The sequence below is a fragment of the Actinopolymorpha rutila genome, assembly GCF_013407855.1.
In the GTDB taxonomy this organism is placed as follows: Bacteria; Actinomycetota; Actinomycetes; order Propionibacteriales; family Actinopolymorphaceae; genus Actinopolymorpha; species Actinopolymorpha rutila.
The window spans coordinates 2,656,326-2,671,619 of sequence record NZ_JACBZH010000001.1; the positions used below are offsets into that span (position 1 = coordinate 2,656,326).

15 protein-coding genes are annotated in these 15,294 nt (G+C 71.1%); 10 read left to right on the forward strand and 5 right to left on the reverse strand.

Annotated features, from left to right (window positions below; all coding sequences use genetic code 11):
* Positions 1 to 31: 31 nt before the first annotated feature.
* The 5 genes from F4554_RS11890 to F4554_RS11910 all read left to right on the forward strand — a co-directional run bounded on the left by F4554_RS11890 (position 32) and on the right by F4554_RS11910 (position 4,519).
* On the forward strand, positions 32 to 778 hold the full coding sequence (locus F4554_RS11890) for an endonuclease/exonuclease/phosphatase family protein (protein ID WP_179787437.1): 747 nt from the start codon (positions 32 to 34) through the stop codon (positions 776 to 778).
* Positions 775 to 1,767, forward strand: a complete 993-nt coding sequence (locus F4554_RS11895; protein WP_179787438.1) for an aldo/keto reductase — start codon at positions 775 to 777, stop codon at positions 1,765 to 1,767. The genes F4554_RS11890 and F4554_RS11895 overlap by 4 nt, the downstream gene beginning before the upstream one ends.
* On the forward strand, positions 1,764 to 3,149 hold the full coding sequence (locus F4554_RS11900) for a GH1 family beta-glucosidase (protein ID WP_179787439.1): 1,386 nt from the start codon (positions 1,764 to 1,766) through the stop codon (positions 3,147 to 3,149). The genes F4554_RS11895 and F4554_RS11900 overlap by 4 nt, the downstream gene beginning before the upstream one ends.
* Positions 3,146 to 3,919 (forward strand): SDR family NAD(P)-dependent oxidoreductase, encoded by a 774-nt coding sequence (locus F4554_RS11905; RefSeq protein WP_337795983.1) that lies wholly within the window; start codon positions 3,146 to 3,148, stop codon positions 3,917 to 3,919. The genes F4554_RS11900 and F4554_RS11905 overlap by 4 nt, the downstream gene beginning before the upstream one ends.
* An 81-nt stretch (positions 3,920 to 4,000) precedes the next feature.
* Positions 4,001 to 4,519, forward strand: coding sequence for a 2,4'-dihydroxyacetophenone dioxygenase family protein (locus F4554_RS11910; RefSeq protein ID WP_179787440.1), 519 nt, complete (start codon positions 4,001 to 4,003; stop codon positions 4,517 to 4,519).
* A 5-nt stretch (positions 4,520 to 4,524) separates the two neighbouring features.
* Here F4554_RS11910 and F4554_RS11915 read toward each other — a convergent pair whose 3' ends face one another.
* Together F4554_RS11915 and F4554_RS11920 are read right to left on the reverse strand one after the other, a co-directional pair.
* Positions 4,525 to 5,430 carry a hypothetical protein gene (locus F4554_RS11915; protein WP_179787441.1) on the reverse strand — a complete coding sequence of 302 codons (906 nt, stop codon included), beginning with the start codon at positions 5,428 to 5,430 and terminating at the stop codon, positions 4,525 to 4,527.
* 2 nt (positions 5,431 to 5,432) lie between these two features.
* Positions 5,433 to 6,281: an alpha/beta fold hydrolase gene (locus F4554_RS11920; protein ID WP_179787442.1), complete on the reverse strand. Its 849-nt coding sequence runs from the start codon at positions 6,279 to 6,281 to the stop codon at positions 5,433 to 5,435.
* A gap of 227 nt (positions 6,282 to 6,508) precedes the next feature.
* Between F4554_RS11920 and F4554_RS11925 the strand changes: the two genes are divergently transcribed.
* The 5 genes from F4554_RS11925 (at position 6,509) to F4554_RS11945 (ending at position 12,016) form a co-directional block, all read left to right on the forward strand.
* Positions 6,509 to 7,372 carry a lysophospholipid acyltransferase family protein gene (locus F4554_RS11925; RefSeq protein ID WP_179787443.1) on the forward strand — a complete coding sequence of 288 codons (864 nt, stop codon included), beginning with the start codon at positions 6,509 to 6,511 and terminating at the stop codon, positions 7,370 to 7,372.
* Between the two features lie 12 nt (positions 7,373 to 7,384).
* Complete coding sequence (macS, locus tag F4554_RS11930) at positions 7,385 to 8,818, forward strand: MacS family sensor histidine kinase (RefSeq protein WP_179787444.1); 1,434 nt, start codon at positions 7,385 to 7,387, stop codon at positions 8,816 to 8,818.
* Positions 8,819 to 8,851: 33 nt separating this feature from the next.
* A complete protein-coding gene (locus F4554_RS11935; RefSeq protein ID WP_179787445.1) occupies positions 8,852 to 9,508 on the forward strand; it encodes a response regulator in 657 nt (218 codons plus the stop codon).
* Positions 9,509 to 9,590: 82 nt separating this feature from the next.
* Entirely contained in the window at positions 9,591 to 10,616 is a 1,026-nt protein-coding gene (locus tag F4554_RS11940; RefSeq protein ID WP_179787446.1) for a 6-phosphofructokinase, read from the forward strand.
* Between the two features lie 71 nt (positions 10,617 to 10,687).
* Complete coding sequence (locus F4554_RS11945; RefSeq protein ID WP_179787447.1) at positions 10,688 to 12,016, forward strand: class II 3-deoxy-7-phosphoheptulonate synthase; 1,329 nt, start codon at positions 10,688 to 10,690, stop codon at positions 12,014 to 12,016.
* A gap of 109 nt (positions 12,017 to 12,125) precedes the next feature.
* On the opposite strand, the gene F4554_RS11950 is transcribed toward F4554_RS11945, so the two are convergent.
* The 3 genes from F4554_RS11950 to F4554_RS11960 all read right to left on the reverse strand — a co-directional run bounded on the left by F4554_RS11950 (position 12,126) and on the right by F4554_RS11960 (position 15,284).
* Positions 12,126 to 13,370, reverse strand: a complete 1,245-nt coding sequence (locus F4554_RS11950; RefSeq protein WP_337795984.1) for a mandelate racemase/muconate lactonizing enzyme family protein — start codon at positions 13,368 to 13,370, stop codon at positions 12,126 to 12,128.
* A gap of 23 nt (positions 13,371 to 13,393) precedes the next feature.
* A complete protein-coding gene (locus tag F4554_RS11955; RefSeq protein WP_179787448.1) occupies positions 13,394 to 14,251 on the reverse strand; it encodes an RraA family protein in 858 nt (285 codons plus the stop codon).
* A 142-nt stretch (positions 14,252 to 14,393) separates the two neighbouring features.
* The gene (locus F4554_RS11960) at positions 14,394 to 15,284 is read right to left on the reverse strand and encodes a phytanoyl-CoA dioxygenase family protein (RefSeq protein ID WP_179787449.1); all 891 of its coding nucleotides are present in this window, start codon (positions 15,282 to 15,284) and stop codon (positions 14,394 to 14,396) included.
* Between the last annotated feature and the right edge of the window lie 10 nt (positions 15,285 to 15,294).

Below are 15,294 nucleotides of genomic sequence, written 5' to 3' on the forward strand. Positions count from 1 at the left end.
TCGCGGCAGCCTGGTCGGCTACGGTCGACCGGTGACGACGGTGCGACTCATGACCTACAACGTGCACGGCCTGCGCGACGACGTGTCCGCCCTGACGGCGGTGGTCGAGGACCTTCGGCCCGACGTCCTGGTCGTGCAGGAGGCGCCGAAGCTGCTGCGCTGGCGGGCCCGGTGCGCCGGGCTGGCTCGCGCCACCGGCCTGCTCTACGTCGCCGGCGGCCGGACGGCGGGCGGCAACCTGCTGCTGGCCCACCAGCGGACCTTCGTACACGGGCACGCCGAAGAACGCATCCCGCAACGGCTGCGCGACCCGATCCGTGGCGTCGTGTCGGCGACGTTCGCCGTGGGCGGGACCAGGTTCGGCGTGGTGGGCGTGCATCTCAGCCTGGCCGCGGCCGGCCGGGCGCGCGACCTCGACCGGGTGCTGGAGACGGTGCGGTCGTTCGGTGACCTGCCGGTCCTGGTGGCCGGCGACCTGAACGAACACCCCGGCGGGCCGAGCTGGCACGCGCTCACCGGCGCCGGCCTGCACGACGTGGCCGGCGCGGAAACCCCGACGTTCCCGGCGGGCGAACCACGGGCCCGCATCGACGCGGTGTTCGCCTCCGGTGGAAGCGTGCGCGGCCGGGTCGTCGACCTGCCCACCGACGACGAGGGACGCGCCCGGCTGGCCCGTGCCTCCGATCACCTCCCGGTCGTTGTGGACGCCGATCTGGACGCTGCCCTCGACGTCCGGCCCGACGCAACGACGGCACGCAACCCGGACGGAGCCGCATGAGCCACGTGAGTACACCCAACCTGGGCGGGAACGACCTGCTCGCCCGGCGCCGGCTCGGCGCGACCGGGCTCGAGGTGACCCCGGTCTGCCTGGGCTGCGGGGTGCTGGGCGGAATGCCGGGGATCTTCGGGTACGACGTGGCGGCCGAACGCGGTGTCGCGACCGTACGCAGGGCGCTGGCAAGCCCGCTCAACTTCCTCGACACCTCCGCCGGCTACAGCGACGGCGAGAGCGAACGCCGGGTGGGCGCGGCGATCGCCGCGCACGGCGGGCTGCCGCCCGGGTTCGTCCTGGCCACCAAGGTCGATCCGGACCCGAAGACCGGTGACTACTCCGGCGAGCAGGTGCGGCGCAGCGCCGAGCAGAGCCTGGAACGCCTGGGCCTGGACAGCTTCGACCTGCTCTACCTGCACGATCCGGAAGTGATCGGCTTCGAGGCGGCGACGGCGTCCGGGGGAGCGGTGGAGGCGCTGGTCGACCTGGCCGAGCAGGGCGTCGCGCGCCACCTCGGCGTGGCCGGAGGCCCGGTCGACCTGCTGGGCCGGTTCGTGGGCACCGGTGCGTTCGAGGTGGTGCTCACCCACAACCGCTACACGCTGGTGGACCAGTCCGCCCGCGGCCTGCTCGAGCAGGCGAAGGCCGCGGGTGTCGCGGTCGTCAACGCCGCACCCTTCGGCGGCGGCCTGCTGGCCAAGGGCCCGGACGCCCTGCGCAAGTACGCCTACCGCGAGGCCGACGCCGACCTGCTGGCCCGGGTGCGGGCGATGGCCGACGCCTGTGCGGCGTACGACGTGCCACTCGGCGCTGCGGCCCTGCAGTTCTCCCTGCGGCAACCGCTGATCACCTCCACGGTGGTCGGCATCTCCGCGCCCGAACGCGTGGACCAGACCCTCGCCTGGGTGACCTGGCCGATCCCGGACGAGCTGTGGGCATCCCTGGCAACGCTCGCCGAAGCCGGCAGGCCCGGCGACACGGAAGGTGGATCATGACGGACGCGACACCGGTGCGGTTCCCCGCCGGCTTCTCCTGGGGCGTGGCGACCGCGAGCTACCAGATCGAGGGCGCGGTCGAGGCGGACGGACGCCGGCCGTCCATCTGGGACACGTTCTCGCACACGCCGGGCAACGTCAGCGACGGCTCCAGCGGTGACGTCGCCTGCGACCACTACCACCGCTACCGCGAGGACGTCGACCTGATCGCCGGCCTCGGCGTCGGCACGTACCGCTTCTCGCTGGCCTGGCCGCGGCTGCAGCCGGACGGGCGCGGACCGATCAACCAGGCGGGCCTGGACTTCTACCTGCGGCTGCTGGACGCCCTGCAGGAGAAGGGGATCCGGCCGTGGGTGACGCTCTACCACTGGGACCTCCCGCAGACGCTGGAGGACGCCGGGGGCTGGCCCGCGCGGGACACCGCGTACCGGTTCGCCGACTACGCGGTGGCGGTGTACGAACGCCTGCACGACCGGGTCGCGGACTGGACGACGCTCAACGAGCCCTGGTGCTCTGCGTACCTGGGCTACGGCATCGGCCAGCACGCGCCCGGCGTCCGCGACTCCCGTGCCGCCCTGCACGCCGCGCACCACCTGCTGCTGGGTCACGGTCTCGCCGTCCAGGGCATGCGGGCGGCCACCCCGGACACCACCAACAGGTTCGGCATCACGCTCAACCTGTGGCCGGTGTCAGCTGCCACCGACACGCCCACCGACGTGGATGCCGCCCGCCGGGTGGACGGCATCAGCAACCGCGCGTTCCTGGACCCGTTGCTGCGTGGCAGCTACCCCGACGACGTGCTCGCCGACGTCGCGGGCATCACCGACACCGCGCACATCCGGCCCGGCGACACCGAGACGATCGGCACGCCGATCGACGTCCTCGGCATCAACTACTACAGCCCGACGTACGTCCGGGCGCGCGAGTCGGCCGGGCCCGCGGGCAGCACGCCGTGGATCGGCTGCGACGACGTGGAATCGGTCCCGCAGGGTTTCCCCACCACCGACATGGGCTGGGAGATCGAGCCGGACGGCCTGCACCGGCTGCTGGTGCGACTGCGCGACGACTATCCGCCGATCCCGTTGTACGTCACCGAGAACGGCATGGCGGTCGCGGACGTCGTGGACGACGACGGCAAGGTCCACGATCCCGAACGCATCGGCTACCTCGACGGGCACCTGCGCGCCTGCCGGCAGGCGATGGACGAGGGGGTCGACCTGCGCGGCTACTTCGCCTGGACGCTGTACGACAACTTCGAGTGGGCCTTCGGGTACAGCAAGCGGTTCGGCGTGGTCTACCTCGACACCGGCACGCAGGTACGGATCCCGAAGTCGAGCGCCGCGTGGTACGCCCAGGTCGCCCGCACCGGGGAGCTGCCGTGAGCATCGAGGGGGCGCTGGACCCGGTCGCCGACTCGGCGGTGCCGCACGCGGGGCGCTCGGTGGTGGTGGTCGGCGGTGGAGGCGGCATCGGTGGTGCCGTGGCCAGGCGCTTCGCCGCGCTCGGTGCACGGGTGGCGGTCGCCGACGTCGCGCGTTCGGACGTACGCCCGAACGGCGCGGACGGTGCCGACGGACCCGACGCGATCGCGGAGTACGCCGCGGTGGACGTGACGCGGCCGGACGAGCTCGCCGACTTCCTCTCCGGGCTGGAACGCCTGGACGTGCTGGTGAACAGCGCGGGCATCATCCGCCGCCGCGAGGAGTTCCGGATGGAGGTCTTCGAGCGGGTGCTCGACGTCAACCTCACCGGGACGATGCGCGCCTGCGTGGCCGCCCGGCCCCTGCTGGCGAAGTCGGCCGGCTGTGTCGTCAACGTCGCCTCGATGCTGAGCTACTTCGGCGGCCCGCTGGTGCCGGCGTACACCGCCAGCAAGGGCGGCATCGTCGCCCTCACCCGGTCACTCGCGGTCGCGTTCGCCGAGGACGGGATCCGGGTCAACGCCGTCGCACCCGGCTGGATCAGCACCGAACTCACCACCGCGCTCCGCGAGGACCCCGACGCCGAGCGCCGCATCCTCGACCGCACGCCGCTGCGCCGCTGGGGTACGCCCGACGACGTGGCCGGCGTGGTGGAGTTCCTCGCCTCCCCGGCGGCGGGATTCATGACCGGTGCGGTCGTACCCGTTGACGGCGGCTACCTCGTCGCGTGAGTGTCGTCGCGTACCCCAGATCGCGTACCCCGGATCGCGTAACCCCGAGACGTACGTATCGCCGAAGCGAAAGGACCACCCATGAGTGAGGCCAGCACCCACGACGTGGTGTTCGGCAAGGTGACCGAGTCGTTCGGAGTGCAGCCGGAGATCGCGGTCGCCGCGATGCCGGACGACGAGCGGCTCTGGGTCGAGCAGGAGAACGGCGTGTTCTTCCGCCCGCTGCTGTTCAACACCGTGGTCGGCCAGTGGTGCAACCTGCTGCGCGTCACCCGGTCCGGAGTGGTGTCGCGGCACCGTCACCCGGCCGCGGTGTTCGGCTACGTGATCAGGGGGAAGTGGCACTACTATGAGCACGACTGGGTGGCCGAGGCCGGGCACTTCGTGTTCGAGCCGCCCGGTGAGATCCACACCCTCGCGGTGCCGCCGGACTGCGAGGACATGGTGACGTTCTTCAACATCACCGGCGCGATGATCTACCTCGACGAGGACGGGCACCAGATCGGGTACGAGGACGTCTGGACCAAGATCGAGCTGTGCCGCGCCCACTACGAGAAGGTCGGCCTCGGTGCCGACTACGTGGACCAGTTCATCCGCTGATCGGATCAGACGATGGCGCCGTCGTCGTCGTCCGGCGGGCCGCCCTTCATCCGCACCACCAGGGTGACGAACCCGCCGATGAACGCCAGCACGCCGAACGCGGCCGTCCAGCCCGGGAGGTAGCCGCCGACGAACACGGTGAGCAGGAGGAGCGCGGGCCCGCCGAGCATGGCCGCCCAGGCGGCCTTGGTCACCGGATCCAGGTGGGGCAGTGGCGGGGGAGGCGGCGGTACGAAACGCTCCTCGGCCGGGTGCGACCCGGACCGCGCCGGGCGCCGGGCGGCGGGGCCGGACTCCTCGGACGTGCTACCGGGAGCCGGGTCGCTCCCGGGTTTCTCCTGATCGCCGCGGCCGGCTTGTCGCCTGTCGTCGTCGGCAGCCTTGCCGTCGCTGCCGCCGTCCCGGCCGGGCGTCTGGAGGTCCTCGATCGCCGGCCACCGGGGTACGGCATCCTCGGGTACCCGGTCGTACCCGGCCACGATCTCGGCCCAGAGCCGGTCCTCGTCGAAGGTCGTCATCCGGGCCGCGTCGGACCTGCGGTCGCCGTCGCCGGCGCCGGTTCCGGACGGAGCGGCGTCGGCACCGGAACCGTCGGCCACCGAACCGTCGGGGGACGCGTCGCCGTCCGGGACGTCCTGCCCGCCGGCGGCGGTCTCACCTTCACGGATCTTCGCCAGCTGCTCGCCGAGCAGTGCCCTGGCGCGTTCCTGCGCTTCCTCGTCGACGTAGAGCCGGTCACACGGGGTCGGTGGAAGCCGGATCTCGCGGCACGGCTCGGCGACCGGAGGGCACGGGTCGGCGTAGGCGGCCACCCGCGCGCCGGCCAGGATCGCCAGCATGGTGTCGGCGACCTCCGGGGCGAGGTCGGCGATGGCGACGTACGACGGGGCGCGCAGACCGTTGTCCCGCATCGCTACCTCCCGGAGTCGTTCCGAGCTGCCAGGTCCGGGCCTGCGCCGCGCGGTCCCGAAGCGGATCGCCCGGTCGGCTGACCGGACGAGCTCCGCCCGGTCAGGGTCCGGCACAGACGTTCGACGAAACCGGCCGTCTCGGTGAAGATCGTCGGCGCGTCGTAGTCGAGTGTGGCGACATGGTAGCTGTCGGGGAGCGAGTGTTCTTCGATCTCGCGAGAGCCGACCCTGGCGCGCAGCAGTCGCAGGCTCGACCCGTCGACCACATGGTCCTGCGGCGAGCGGAAGACGAGCATCGGCGCCCGGACCGACGGCAGGTCGGCGGCCACCACCCGCCACAGCCGGGTGAGGGAGTGCATCGCGGTCAGCGGGGTGCGGTCGTAGGCGCCCTCGTGGTCGCCGGGCTTGTGGATGTCGCCGCCGATGGCCGGGACCGAGGCGAGGAAGTGACGCAGGACGGGCAGCGCCGGCAGCCGCGGGTCCCGGCTGCGCAACGCCGGATTGACGAGCACGATCCCGTCCACGTCCTCGCCGTACACCTGCGCCAGGCGCAGGGCGAGACAGCCACCCATCGACTGGCCGCCGACGACCACCACCTCGCACTCCTCGCGCAACCGGAGGAAGTCCCGCTCCAGCGCGGCGAACCAGTCCGGCCAGCCGGTGCGGTCGAGGTCGGTCCAGGTGGTGCCGTGACCCGGCAGCCGGGGTACGGCGACCCGGAAGCCGCGTTCGGCGAGATGGGCGGCCCACGGCCGGATCGAGGCGGGCGAGCCGGTGAAGCCATGGGACAGGAGTACGCCGACGGTGCCGGTGCCGGCGTACAACGGTTCGGCGTACGGCTTCACTCGCACAGGCACGCTCCTGGGGGTCGCGCGACGGGACGCTGGAGGTCCGGTCGGAATCGTGTCACGGACTGTTGCTCGGTGCAGACCCGGCCGGTGGTCGGCCCGTAGAGGCGATACCCCGCGTGCGTGCCGGCATTACTCGGCAACTGTCCGGTGACGACCCGGTGGGAGGGTCGGCGTTGCTCCGGGCCCGGACGAGGCCTAGGGTTCTCGGGCAAAGACGGAGGTGGGGTTTGTTCTACTGGTTCCTCAAGGTCTTCGCCCTGGGGCCGTTGCTGAAAACGGTGTTCCGCCCCTGGGTCGAGGGCCTGGAGAACGTCCCCCGCGAAGGTCCAGCCATCTTCGCGAGCAACCACCTGTCGTTTTCCGACTCCGTGTGGCTTCCGCTGGTCCTCCCGAGGCGGATCACGTTCCCGGCCAAGATCGAGTACTTCATCGGTACGGGCATCAAGGGCCGCCTCACCGCTCTGTTCTTCCGCGGAATCGGCCAGGTCCCGATCGACCGCACCGGCGGCCGGGCCAGCCAGGTGGCGCTCGACGCCGGCCACAAGCTCCTGCAGAAGGGCGAGCTGTTCGGGATCTATCCCGAGGGCACCCGCTCGCCCGACGGCCGCCTCTACAAGGGCAAGACCGGCGTGGCCCGGCTGGCGCTGGCCGCCGGCGTCCCGGTCATCCCGGTGGCCATGATCGGCACCGACAAGATGCAGCCGCCGGGCAAGGCGCTGCCGAAGCTGATGCGGCCCGGCGTGCGGATCGGCAAGCCGCTGGACTTCTCCCGCTACGAGGGCATGGAGGAGGACCGGTTCGTCCTGCGCTCGGTGACCGACGAGATCATGTACGAGCTGATGGAGCTGTCCGGCCAGGAATACGTCGACATGTACGCCCAGAAGGCCAAGGACGAGCTCGGCCGGCGGCGCGCCGGCGACGCGGGCGAGCGGTCGGTGGGCTCCTCGGGCGGCAACGGCTCGGGCAGCACCAACTCGGGTGGCACGGGCCAGTCCGGTAGCGGTGGCACGGGCCAGGCGGGCGGCTCCGAGGCTGGCCAGGGCACTGACAAGCCGGGCGCCGACGGCGGCGCCGTCCGCAGGGCGAGCTGAGAGGGTCCGACCATGGGGGCGGGCGACCGGTTGCCGGTGCTGCCGGGATCCGGACGTACGCACGCGAACGCCGGCGCCGACGGCACCGCCTCGCTGTGGAAGGCGCTGGCCGTGCTGCGGTTCGTCGTCCTCGCCCAGGCGCTGGCCGTCAACTTGTTCCGTTGGGAGCGATTCGACCATCCGCTGACCGGGTGGTTCGTCCTCACCGCCATCTCCGCCTGGACGCTGGTCGTCACCTGGGCCTACGACGCCCCCGAACGCCGGCGGTGGCCGCTGCTGTCCGCCGACCTCGCGGTCGCGGTCGGCTCGATCCTGATCACACCGTACGTCCTCAGCCCGGAGATGCTGAACCGCCACGACTTCACGCTGCCGACCTACTGGGTGACGGCTGCCGTGCTGGCCTGGGCGATCAGGTACGGCTGGGTCGGCGGCGTGCTCGCGGCACTGGTGATCTCCCCGGCCGACATCGCCACCCGGGCACACGTCACCTCCACCACCTTCAGCAACCTCTTCCTCCTCCTGCTGGCCGGTGCGATGGTCGGCTACGCCTCCCTGCTCGCCCGCAGCGCCGCGGCCGACCGCGCCCGGGCCACCGAGCTCGCCGCGCGGACCGCCGAGCGGGAACGCCTCGCCCGCGCGGTGCACGACGGCGTGCTTCAGGTCCTCGCGTACGTCCAGCGGCGGGGGAACGAGCTCGGCGGTGAGGCCGGCGACCTCGCCCGCGCCGCCGGCGAGCAGGGCGAACTGCTGCGTGCGCTGGTCAACGGCCAGCCGATGCCTGCGGGGGGTGGGCGCGGGCAGTACGCGCTGTCGGGGCAGCTGTCAGGGCAGGGCGTCCAGGACGTCCGGGCAGAACACTCCGGGCAGGCCGTGGACGAGACGGACACCGGCATGATCGACGTCGGTGGGCGGCTCACCGGCCTCGGCGCGGCGGGCATCTCCGTCGCCACCCCGGCCGACCCGGTGCTGCTCCCGAGCGAGGTCGCCACCGAGCTGGTCGCCGCCGTCCGCGCCGCGCTGGACAACGTCGCCTGCCACGCGCCGGGCGCCAGGACGTTCCTCCTGCTCGAGGACGACGGCGAGGCGGTGACGGTGAGCGTGCGCGACGACGGCCCGGGGATCCCCGCGGGCCGGCTGGACCAGGCCGAGGCCGACGGCCGGATGGGCGTGAGCCGCTCGATCGTGGGCCGGCTGACCGAGCTCGGTGGCACCGCCACGCTCTCCACCACCGCGGGCGGCACCGAGTGGGAGCTTCGGGTGCCCCGCAGTGCCACCGACGTGCCTTCCGGGTCCACCGGACTCCGGTGGGCGCGGCCGGGCTGGCTGGCGGGCAGACGGTCGGCCAAGCCAGCAGCCGAACCAGCAGCCGAACCAGCTGCCGAACCAGCTGCTGAACCAGCTGCCGAACCCGGCGCCGAACGCGATGCCAAAGCGGATATCGGGTGACGAACCCGCCCGCACGTTGCGTAAGGTCAGAACATGATCCGGGTGATGGTGGTCGACGACCATCCGATGTGGCGCGGTGCCGTTTCCAGCGACCTGCAGCAGGCCGGATTCGAGGTCGTCGCGGAGGCCGGCGCCGGTGACGAGGCGTTGCGGCGCGCGGAGGCGACCCGGCCCGACGTGGTGGTGCTCGACCTGCAGATCCCGGTGCTCGGTGGAGTCGAGGTGACCCGCCGGCTCGCCGAGGGCGACTCCCGCACCCGGGTGCTGATCCTTTCCGCCAGCGCAGAGCAGCTGGACGTCCTGGCCGCGGTCAAGGCCGGCGCCGCCGGCTACCTCGTGAAGTCCGCGTCGCGGGAGGAGCTTCTGGACGCGGTACGCCGTACCGCCGCCGGCGACGCCGTCTTCACCCCCGGCCTCGCCGGGCTGGTGCTGGGGGAGTTCCGCCGCCTGTCGGGCGCGTCCCGCGCGGCCGAGCCCGTCGCCCCGCAGCTCACCGAGCGGGAGACCGAGGTGCTGCGGCTGGTGGCCAAGGGCCTGAGCTACAAGGACATCGCCGACCGTCTGGTGCTGTCCCACCGAACCGTGCAGAACCACGTACAGAACACCCTGCGCAAACTTCAGCTGCACAACCGGGTCGAACTCGTCCGGTACGCCCTGGAAAGCGGACTCGACGGCGCCGACGAGACCTGACCAGCGGCCCTGCGAAAGCGCGCGAACCCGGCAGGGCTAGGCTCGACAGGACCTGTTCTTGCAGTCTTGGAAAGGACTGTCAATGCGCGTTGGTGTGCTCACTGGTGGTGGCGACTGCCCAGGACTGAACGCGGTCATCCGGGCCGTCGTCCGCAAGGGAGCGTCCGAGTACGGCTATGAGTTCCTCGGGTTCCGGGACGGCTGGAAGGGCCCACTGGAAAACGTCACCTGCGAACTCGGCATCCCGCAGGTTCGGGGCATCCTCCCGCGCGGCGGCACCATCCTCGGATCGTCGCGGACCAACCCGTTCAAGGTGGACGGCGGCGTCGAGCGGATCAAGGAAAACCTGGCGAGCAACGGCGTCGACGCCCTCGTCGCGATCGGCGGTGAGGACACCCTCGGTGTGGCGACGAAGCTGTCCGAGCTCGGCGTCAACGTCGTCGGCGTGCCGAAGACCATCGACAACGACCTCGGCGCCACCGACTTCACGTTCGGTTTCGACACCGCGGTCAACATCGCGACCGAGGCGATCGACCGGCTGCACACCACGGCCGAGTCGCACCACCGGATCGTCGTGGTGGAGGTCATGGGCCGGCACGCGGGCTGGATCGCGCTGCACTCCGGCCTCGCCGGCGGTGCCAACGTCATCCTCATCCCCGAGGTGCCGTTCGACCTGGAGAAGATCGTCGAGCACGTCGAGAGCCGCTTCCGCACCAACTTCTCGCCGATCATCGTGGTCGCCGAGGGTGCCACGCCGAAGGAGGGCACCCACGCCCTCCACAACGAGGAGCTGGACGCGTTCGGGCACGTCCGCCTCGGCGGTGTGGGTGACATGATCGCCGCGGAGCTGGAGAAGCGCACCGGCAAGGAGGCCCGCGCGGTCGTCCTCGGCCACACCCAGCGCGGCGGCACGCCCACCGCGTTCGACCGCTGGCTGGCCACGCGGTTCGGCCTGCACGCGATCGCCGCGGTGCACGACGGCGACTTCGGCAAGATGGTCGCGCTGCGCGGCACCGACATCGTCCGGGCGCCGCTGGCCGACGCCACCCGCGAGCTGAAGGTCGTCACCCCCGAGCTGTACGCCGAGGCCGGCGTCCTGTTCGGCTGAGGCTCGCCCTCTCGAGATCGTCCTCCGGGGTCGGCGCGTCCGCGCGCCGGCCCCGGTCATACTCTCGTGACGTGAACTCTCTCCAGGCCTGGCGTGCCCTCCCGGCCGCCCAAAAGCCGGAATGGCCCGACGCGGGCGCGGTGCAGGCCGCCGCCGCACAGCTGCGGACGTTCCCCCCGCTGGTCTTCGCCGGCGAGTGTGACTCGCTCAAGGCGCGGCTCGCCGACGTCGCGGCGGGGCGGGCGTTCTTCCTGCAGGGCGGTGACTGCGCGGAGACGTTCAACGGCGTCGGCGCGGACGCGCTGCGCAACAAACTCCGCACGATCCTGCAGATGTCGGTGATCCTCACCTACGCCGGTAGCATGCCGGTGGTCAAGGTCGGCCGGATCGCCGGTCAGTACGCCAAGCCGCGGTCGAAGCCGACCGAGGTGCGCGACGGTGTCGAACTGCCTGCCTACCGCGGCGACGCGGTCAACGGCTTCCCCTTCACCCCCGAGGACCGTACGCCCGATCCGGACCGGTTGGTGCGGATGTACCACTCCTCGGCGGCCACGCTCAACCTCGCCCGGGCGTTCGTCGTCGGTGGCGAGGCCGACCTCCGCCAGGTGCACGCGTGGAACACCGACTTCGTGCGCGACAGCCCGGTCGGTGAACGCTACGACCGGATGGCCCGCGACATCGACCGGGCGATCTCCTTCATGCACGCCTGTGGTGCGGACCCGGCGGAGTTCCATTCCGTCGACTTCTACGCCAGTCACGAGGCCCTGCTGCTCGACTACGAGGAGGCCCTCACCCGGATCGACTCCCGGACCGGCCTGCCGTACGACACCTCCGGCCACTTCCTGTGGATCGGCGAGCGGACCCGTCAGCTCGACGGCGCGCACCTGGAGTTCGCGCGGCACGTCCGCAACCCGATCGGGGTGAAGCTCGGCCCCACCACGACCCCGCAGGACGCGCTCACCCTGATCGAGCGGCTCGATCCCGACCGCGAGCCGGGTCGGCTCACGTTCATCACCCGGATGGGTGCGGGCCGGATCCGCGACGCGCTGCCGGAGCTGGTGGAGAAGGTCACCGCGAGCGGGGCCTCCGTCGCCTGGGTGTGCGACCCGATGCACGGCAACACCTTCGAGGCGCCGAACGGCTACAAGACGCGCCGCTTCGACGACGTGCTGGACGAGGTGGAGGGCTTCTTCGAGGTGCACCGGGCGCTCGGCACCGTGCCGGGCGGGCTGCACGTCGAGCTCACCGGCGACGAGGTGACCGAGTGCGTGGGCGGCGGTCACGCCCTGGCCGAGGCCGACCTGGTGCACCGGTACGAGACCGTGTGCGACCCGCGGCTCAACCGCGCGCAGTCGCTGGAGCTCGCGTTCCTCGTCGCGGAGATGCTGCACCGCGCCTGACGGTCTCGCGTTCGTCGGAACGTACATGGAAACGGCAACCGGGCCGGGCGGTCCCGCAAGGGGGACGCCCGGCCCGAGTTCGTTCAGCGAACGTCGCGAACGGTCGTGGTCAGCTCCACAGCCGGTCGCGGCGGATCTCTGTGTCCCAGACCTCCGACGGTTCGAAGAACCCCGGGAAGGCCGGGTCGAGGTGCTCGCGGAACAGTTCCTCGTTGATGTTGTCGAAGCCCAGGCCCGGCTTGTCCGGCACGGTGATGTGGCCGTCCTCGATCAGCGGGTTGGGCAGCCCGGTCACCAGGTCGTTCCACCACGGCACGTCCACGGCGTGGTGTTCCAGCGCGAGGAAGTTGTGCGTGGCCGCGGCGATGTGCGCACTCGCCAGGGTCGCGATCGGGGAGGCCGCCATGTGCAGCGCCATCGCCACCCCGTGCTCCTCGGCGAGGTCACCGACCCGCTTGGTCTCCAGGATGCCGCCCGACGTGGCCGGGTCGGGGTGGACGATCCGGATCGCCTCGGCCTCCAGCAGCGGCCTGAAGTTCTCCGCGAGGTAGATGTCCTCCCCGGTGCAGGTCGGGGTGGCCAGCGCCGTGGTGAGCTCCCGCCACTGCGCGGTGAACTGCCACGGGACCAGGTCCTCCAACCAGGCAAGCGCGAACGGCTCCAGCGCCCGGCCGACCCGAAGGCAGGAGTCGACGCCGATGTGGCCGAAGTGGTCGACTGCCAGCGGGATGTCGTACCCCACCGCCTCCCGCACGGTCGCGACGTGCTCGGCCAGCAGGTCGACACCCTTGTCGGTCACCCGGATGCCGGTGAACGGGTGCATCGTGGTGGTCTGCTCGCGGGCGCCCGGCGGTGCGATCAGCGCACCGGGCACGTCCCACAGCAGGTTGATGCCCACGTCCATCTTCAGGAACTGGTAGCCCAGCTTGCGCCGGCCGATCAACCGTTCGGCGAGCACCTGCGGGTCGGGGGAGTTCGGGGTGTCGGCGTAGCAGAGCACCCGGTCGCGGAACTTCCCACCTGCCAGGGCGTACGCCGGAACGCCGTACGCCTTGCCGGCAAGGTCCATCAGCGCCATCTCCACGCCGCAGACCCCGCCACCCTGCCGGCCGTGGTGGCCGAACTGCTTGATGGCGCGGAACAACCTGTCGACGTTGCAGGGGTTCTCGCCGATCAGCCGGGCCTTCAGCAGCAGGGCGAAACTGCGGCTGGCACCGTCGCGTACCTCGCCGTACCCGCTGATGCCCTGGTTGGTGTCGATCCGGACGATGGTGGACCGGAACGGCACCCCGACAAGGGACGCGACCCGCAGGTCGGTGATCCTCAGGTCGCTGGGCCGGGAGTGGGTGTTCACCCGGTCCAGCATCCGATCGCTGGTCAGCTCCTGTTCGCGGCCTGTTCCGCCTGTTCCGCCTGCTCCTGCTCCTTGCGCCATCGCTGGAAGTCCTCCTCGATGTGGCTTTCCCACGTGCCGACGTCGATCTCGGCGCTGTTGTAGACCTGCTCTGCCAACCGGAGCTTGCCGAAGACGTCGCGGGTACGGATGTCCGCACTGGACTCGGCGACCATCGCCGCCAGGTGCGGTGGGATGAAGATGAGTCCGCTCGGCGTTCCGAGCACCACGTCGCCGGGGAGCACGGTCGCGTCGCCGATCTTGACCGGGATGTTGATGCCGGCCAGTGTCACGTCCCGGATCGCGGTCGGGTCGACGTCGCGAAAGAAGAAGTTGACACCGCCGTCGAGCTTGCTGATTCCCTGGTAGTCGCGGATTCCGCCGTGGATCACCGCGCCGACACCGGTGCGTGCCGCGACGGCGGTGCTGAGGTTGTCACCGACGACCGTGCCGTCGCGGACCTTGCCGAAGATGTCGGTGACCATCACGTCGCCGGACACCAGGGTGGAGATGATCCAGGAGTTCTGCTTGTCGGGGGTGAGGTGACCCTCGCGGGCACCGGCGGCGACGACGGCACTGTCGAAGTCCGGGCGGTGCGGCAGGAACGCCGAGGTGACTGCCCGGCCGACGAGGATGGTGTCGGGGTGCGTCTGGCGCCAGCCACCGGCGAACTGGCGTTCGTAGCCCTGCCGGCGGAGGACACCCCATGCCTCCTCGGTGGTGGCCAGCCGGAGCTCGTTCAGCACCTCGTTGGGGACCTTCGGCCGCCCGTCCGGAAAACGCTCGCCCTGCCAGGAGGACGTCAGTTCGATCAGGTCCTCGGGAGTGGGTTGGATTCGCATGAGTGAAGGGAACCTCCGCCGTCGGTGGATCTTCGGCGATCGTAGGAGGGGTGCCGGTCGCGAGACAACGCGTACGTCCTGTGCCGGTTACCTGTGCCCGGATGTGGTTGCGGTCGTGGCGACCGGATAGTCAGGACGGTAACTAGGTGAGCGCGGCGAGGTACGGACTCATGTCCATGCCGGGATAGCGGGCGCCGACGTTGGCGACGGTGGACTTGTTCCAGTACGCGTCGCCCACCCGGGGGAAGCCGACGAACTCGCGCTGGCGCGGGGTGGCGTGCTCCAGGAAGTGGTTCATCTCCGGGCTGCCGCCGTCGTGCTGGAACGTCACCTGGCCGCACCACTGGGTGTCCACCCGCTTGAAGCCGATGTTCTGGGCGTACCGCAGGCCTTCGGAGGCGGTGAGCGCGGAACCGCGGTGGAAGGTGTTCATCGAGTAGATCAGCACCGATCCGGCCGGAACGACTACCGGCACCTCGTGTGCGTACAGCTCCTGCGACCCCTCGCGGGTGTGGAAGCGCGGCTCGCGGGGCAGGTCGCGGGTGAACTTCTGCGAGACCACGTAGGTGGGACTGAGGTCCACGGTCACGTCGGTGTAGTAGATGATCGCCGGCAGGTCGACGATCTCCTCGTCCGGCGGCGGGCACACCAGCGTGTTGTTGCCGTAGTCAAGGTGGAGTTGCTGTTCGAAGTCTCGCGTACGCGCGTACTTACCGCCCAGCTGGCCGTGGCTGAGCATCAGCCGGTCGGTGCCGATGACCCTTTCGGCGAACGCGATCAGCTCCGGATGCAGCGTCGTCTCGTTCAGCGCGTCACCGACGAAGGGGAACGTGGCGTGCGTACGCAGCCGTCCGCTCCGCGCGGCGACGGACTCCTCGTACCACCGCGGGTGCCGGGCGTACTCCTCCCACGGCGGCATGTACTCGTGGATGTTCTCGACGGTTGCCCGCACCTGCTCGTCGTCGAGCAGGGGGACGATGACGTACCCGTGCTCCCGCCAGTGCTGGTAGTCCGCTTCGCGAATGGTGCCCATGTACCTGAGG

Bases quoted from the DNA above. Each gene is read 5' to 3' on its own strand.
- F4554_RS11940 (WP_179787446.1), top strand. From the start codon at position 9,591: ATGCGCGTTGGTGTGCTCACTGGTGGTGGCGACTGCCCAGGACTGAAC.
- macS (WP_179787444.1), top strand. From the start codon at position 7,385: ATGGGGGCGGGCGACCGGTTGCCGGTGCTGCCGGGATCCGGACGTACG.
- F4554_RS11960 (WP_179787449.1), bottom strand. From the start codon at position 15,284: ATGGGCACCATTCGCGAAGCGGACTACCAGCACTGGCGGGAGCACGGG.
- F4554_RS11895 (WP_179787438.1), top strand. From the start codon at position 775: ATGAGCCACGTGAGTACACCCAACCTGGGCGGGAACGACCTGCTCGCC.
- F4554_RS11910 (WP_179787440.1), top strand. From the start codon at position 4,001: ATGAGTGAGGCCAGCACCCACGACGTGGTGTTCGGCAAGGTGACCGAG.
- F4554_RS11955 (WP_179787448.1), bottom strand. From the start codon at position 14,251: ATGCGAATCCAACCCACTCCCGAGGACCTGATCGAACTGACGTCCTCC.
- F4554_RS11935 (WP_179787445.1), top strand. From the start codon at position 8,852: ATGATCCGGGTGATGGTGGTCGACGACCATCCGATGTGGCGCGGTGCC.
- F4554_RS11900 (WP_179787439.1), top strand. From the start codon at position 1,764: ATGACGGACGCGACACCGGTGCGGTTCCCCGCCGGCTTCTCCTGGGGC.
- F4554_RS11915 (WP_179787441.1), bottom strand. From the start codon at position 5,430: ATGCGGGACAACGGTCTGCGCGCCCCGTCGTACGTCGCCATCGCCGAC.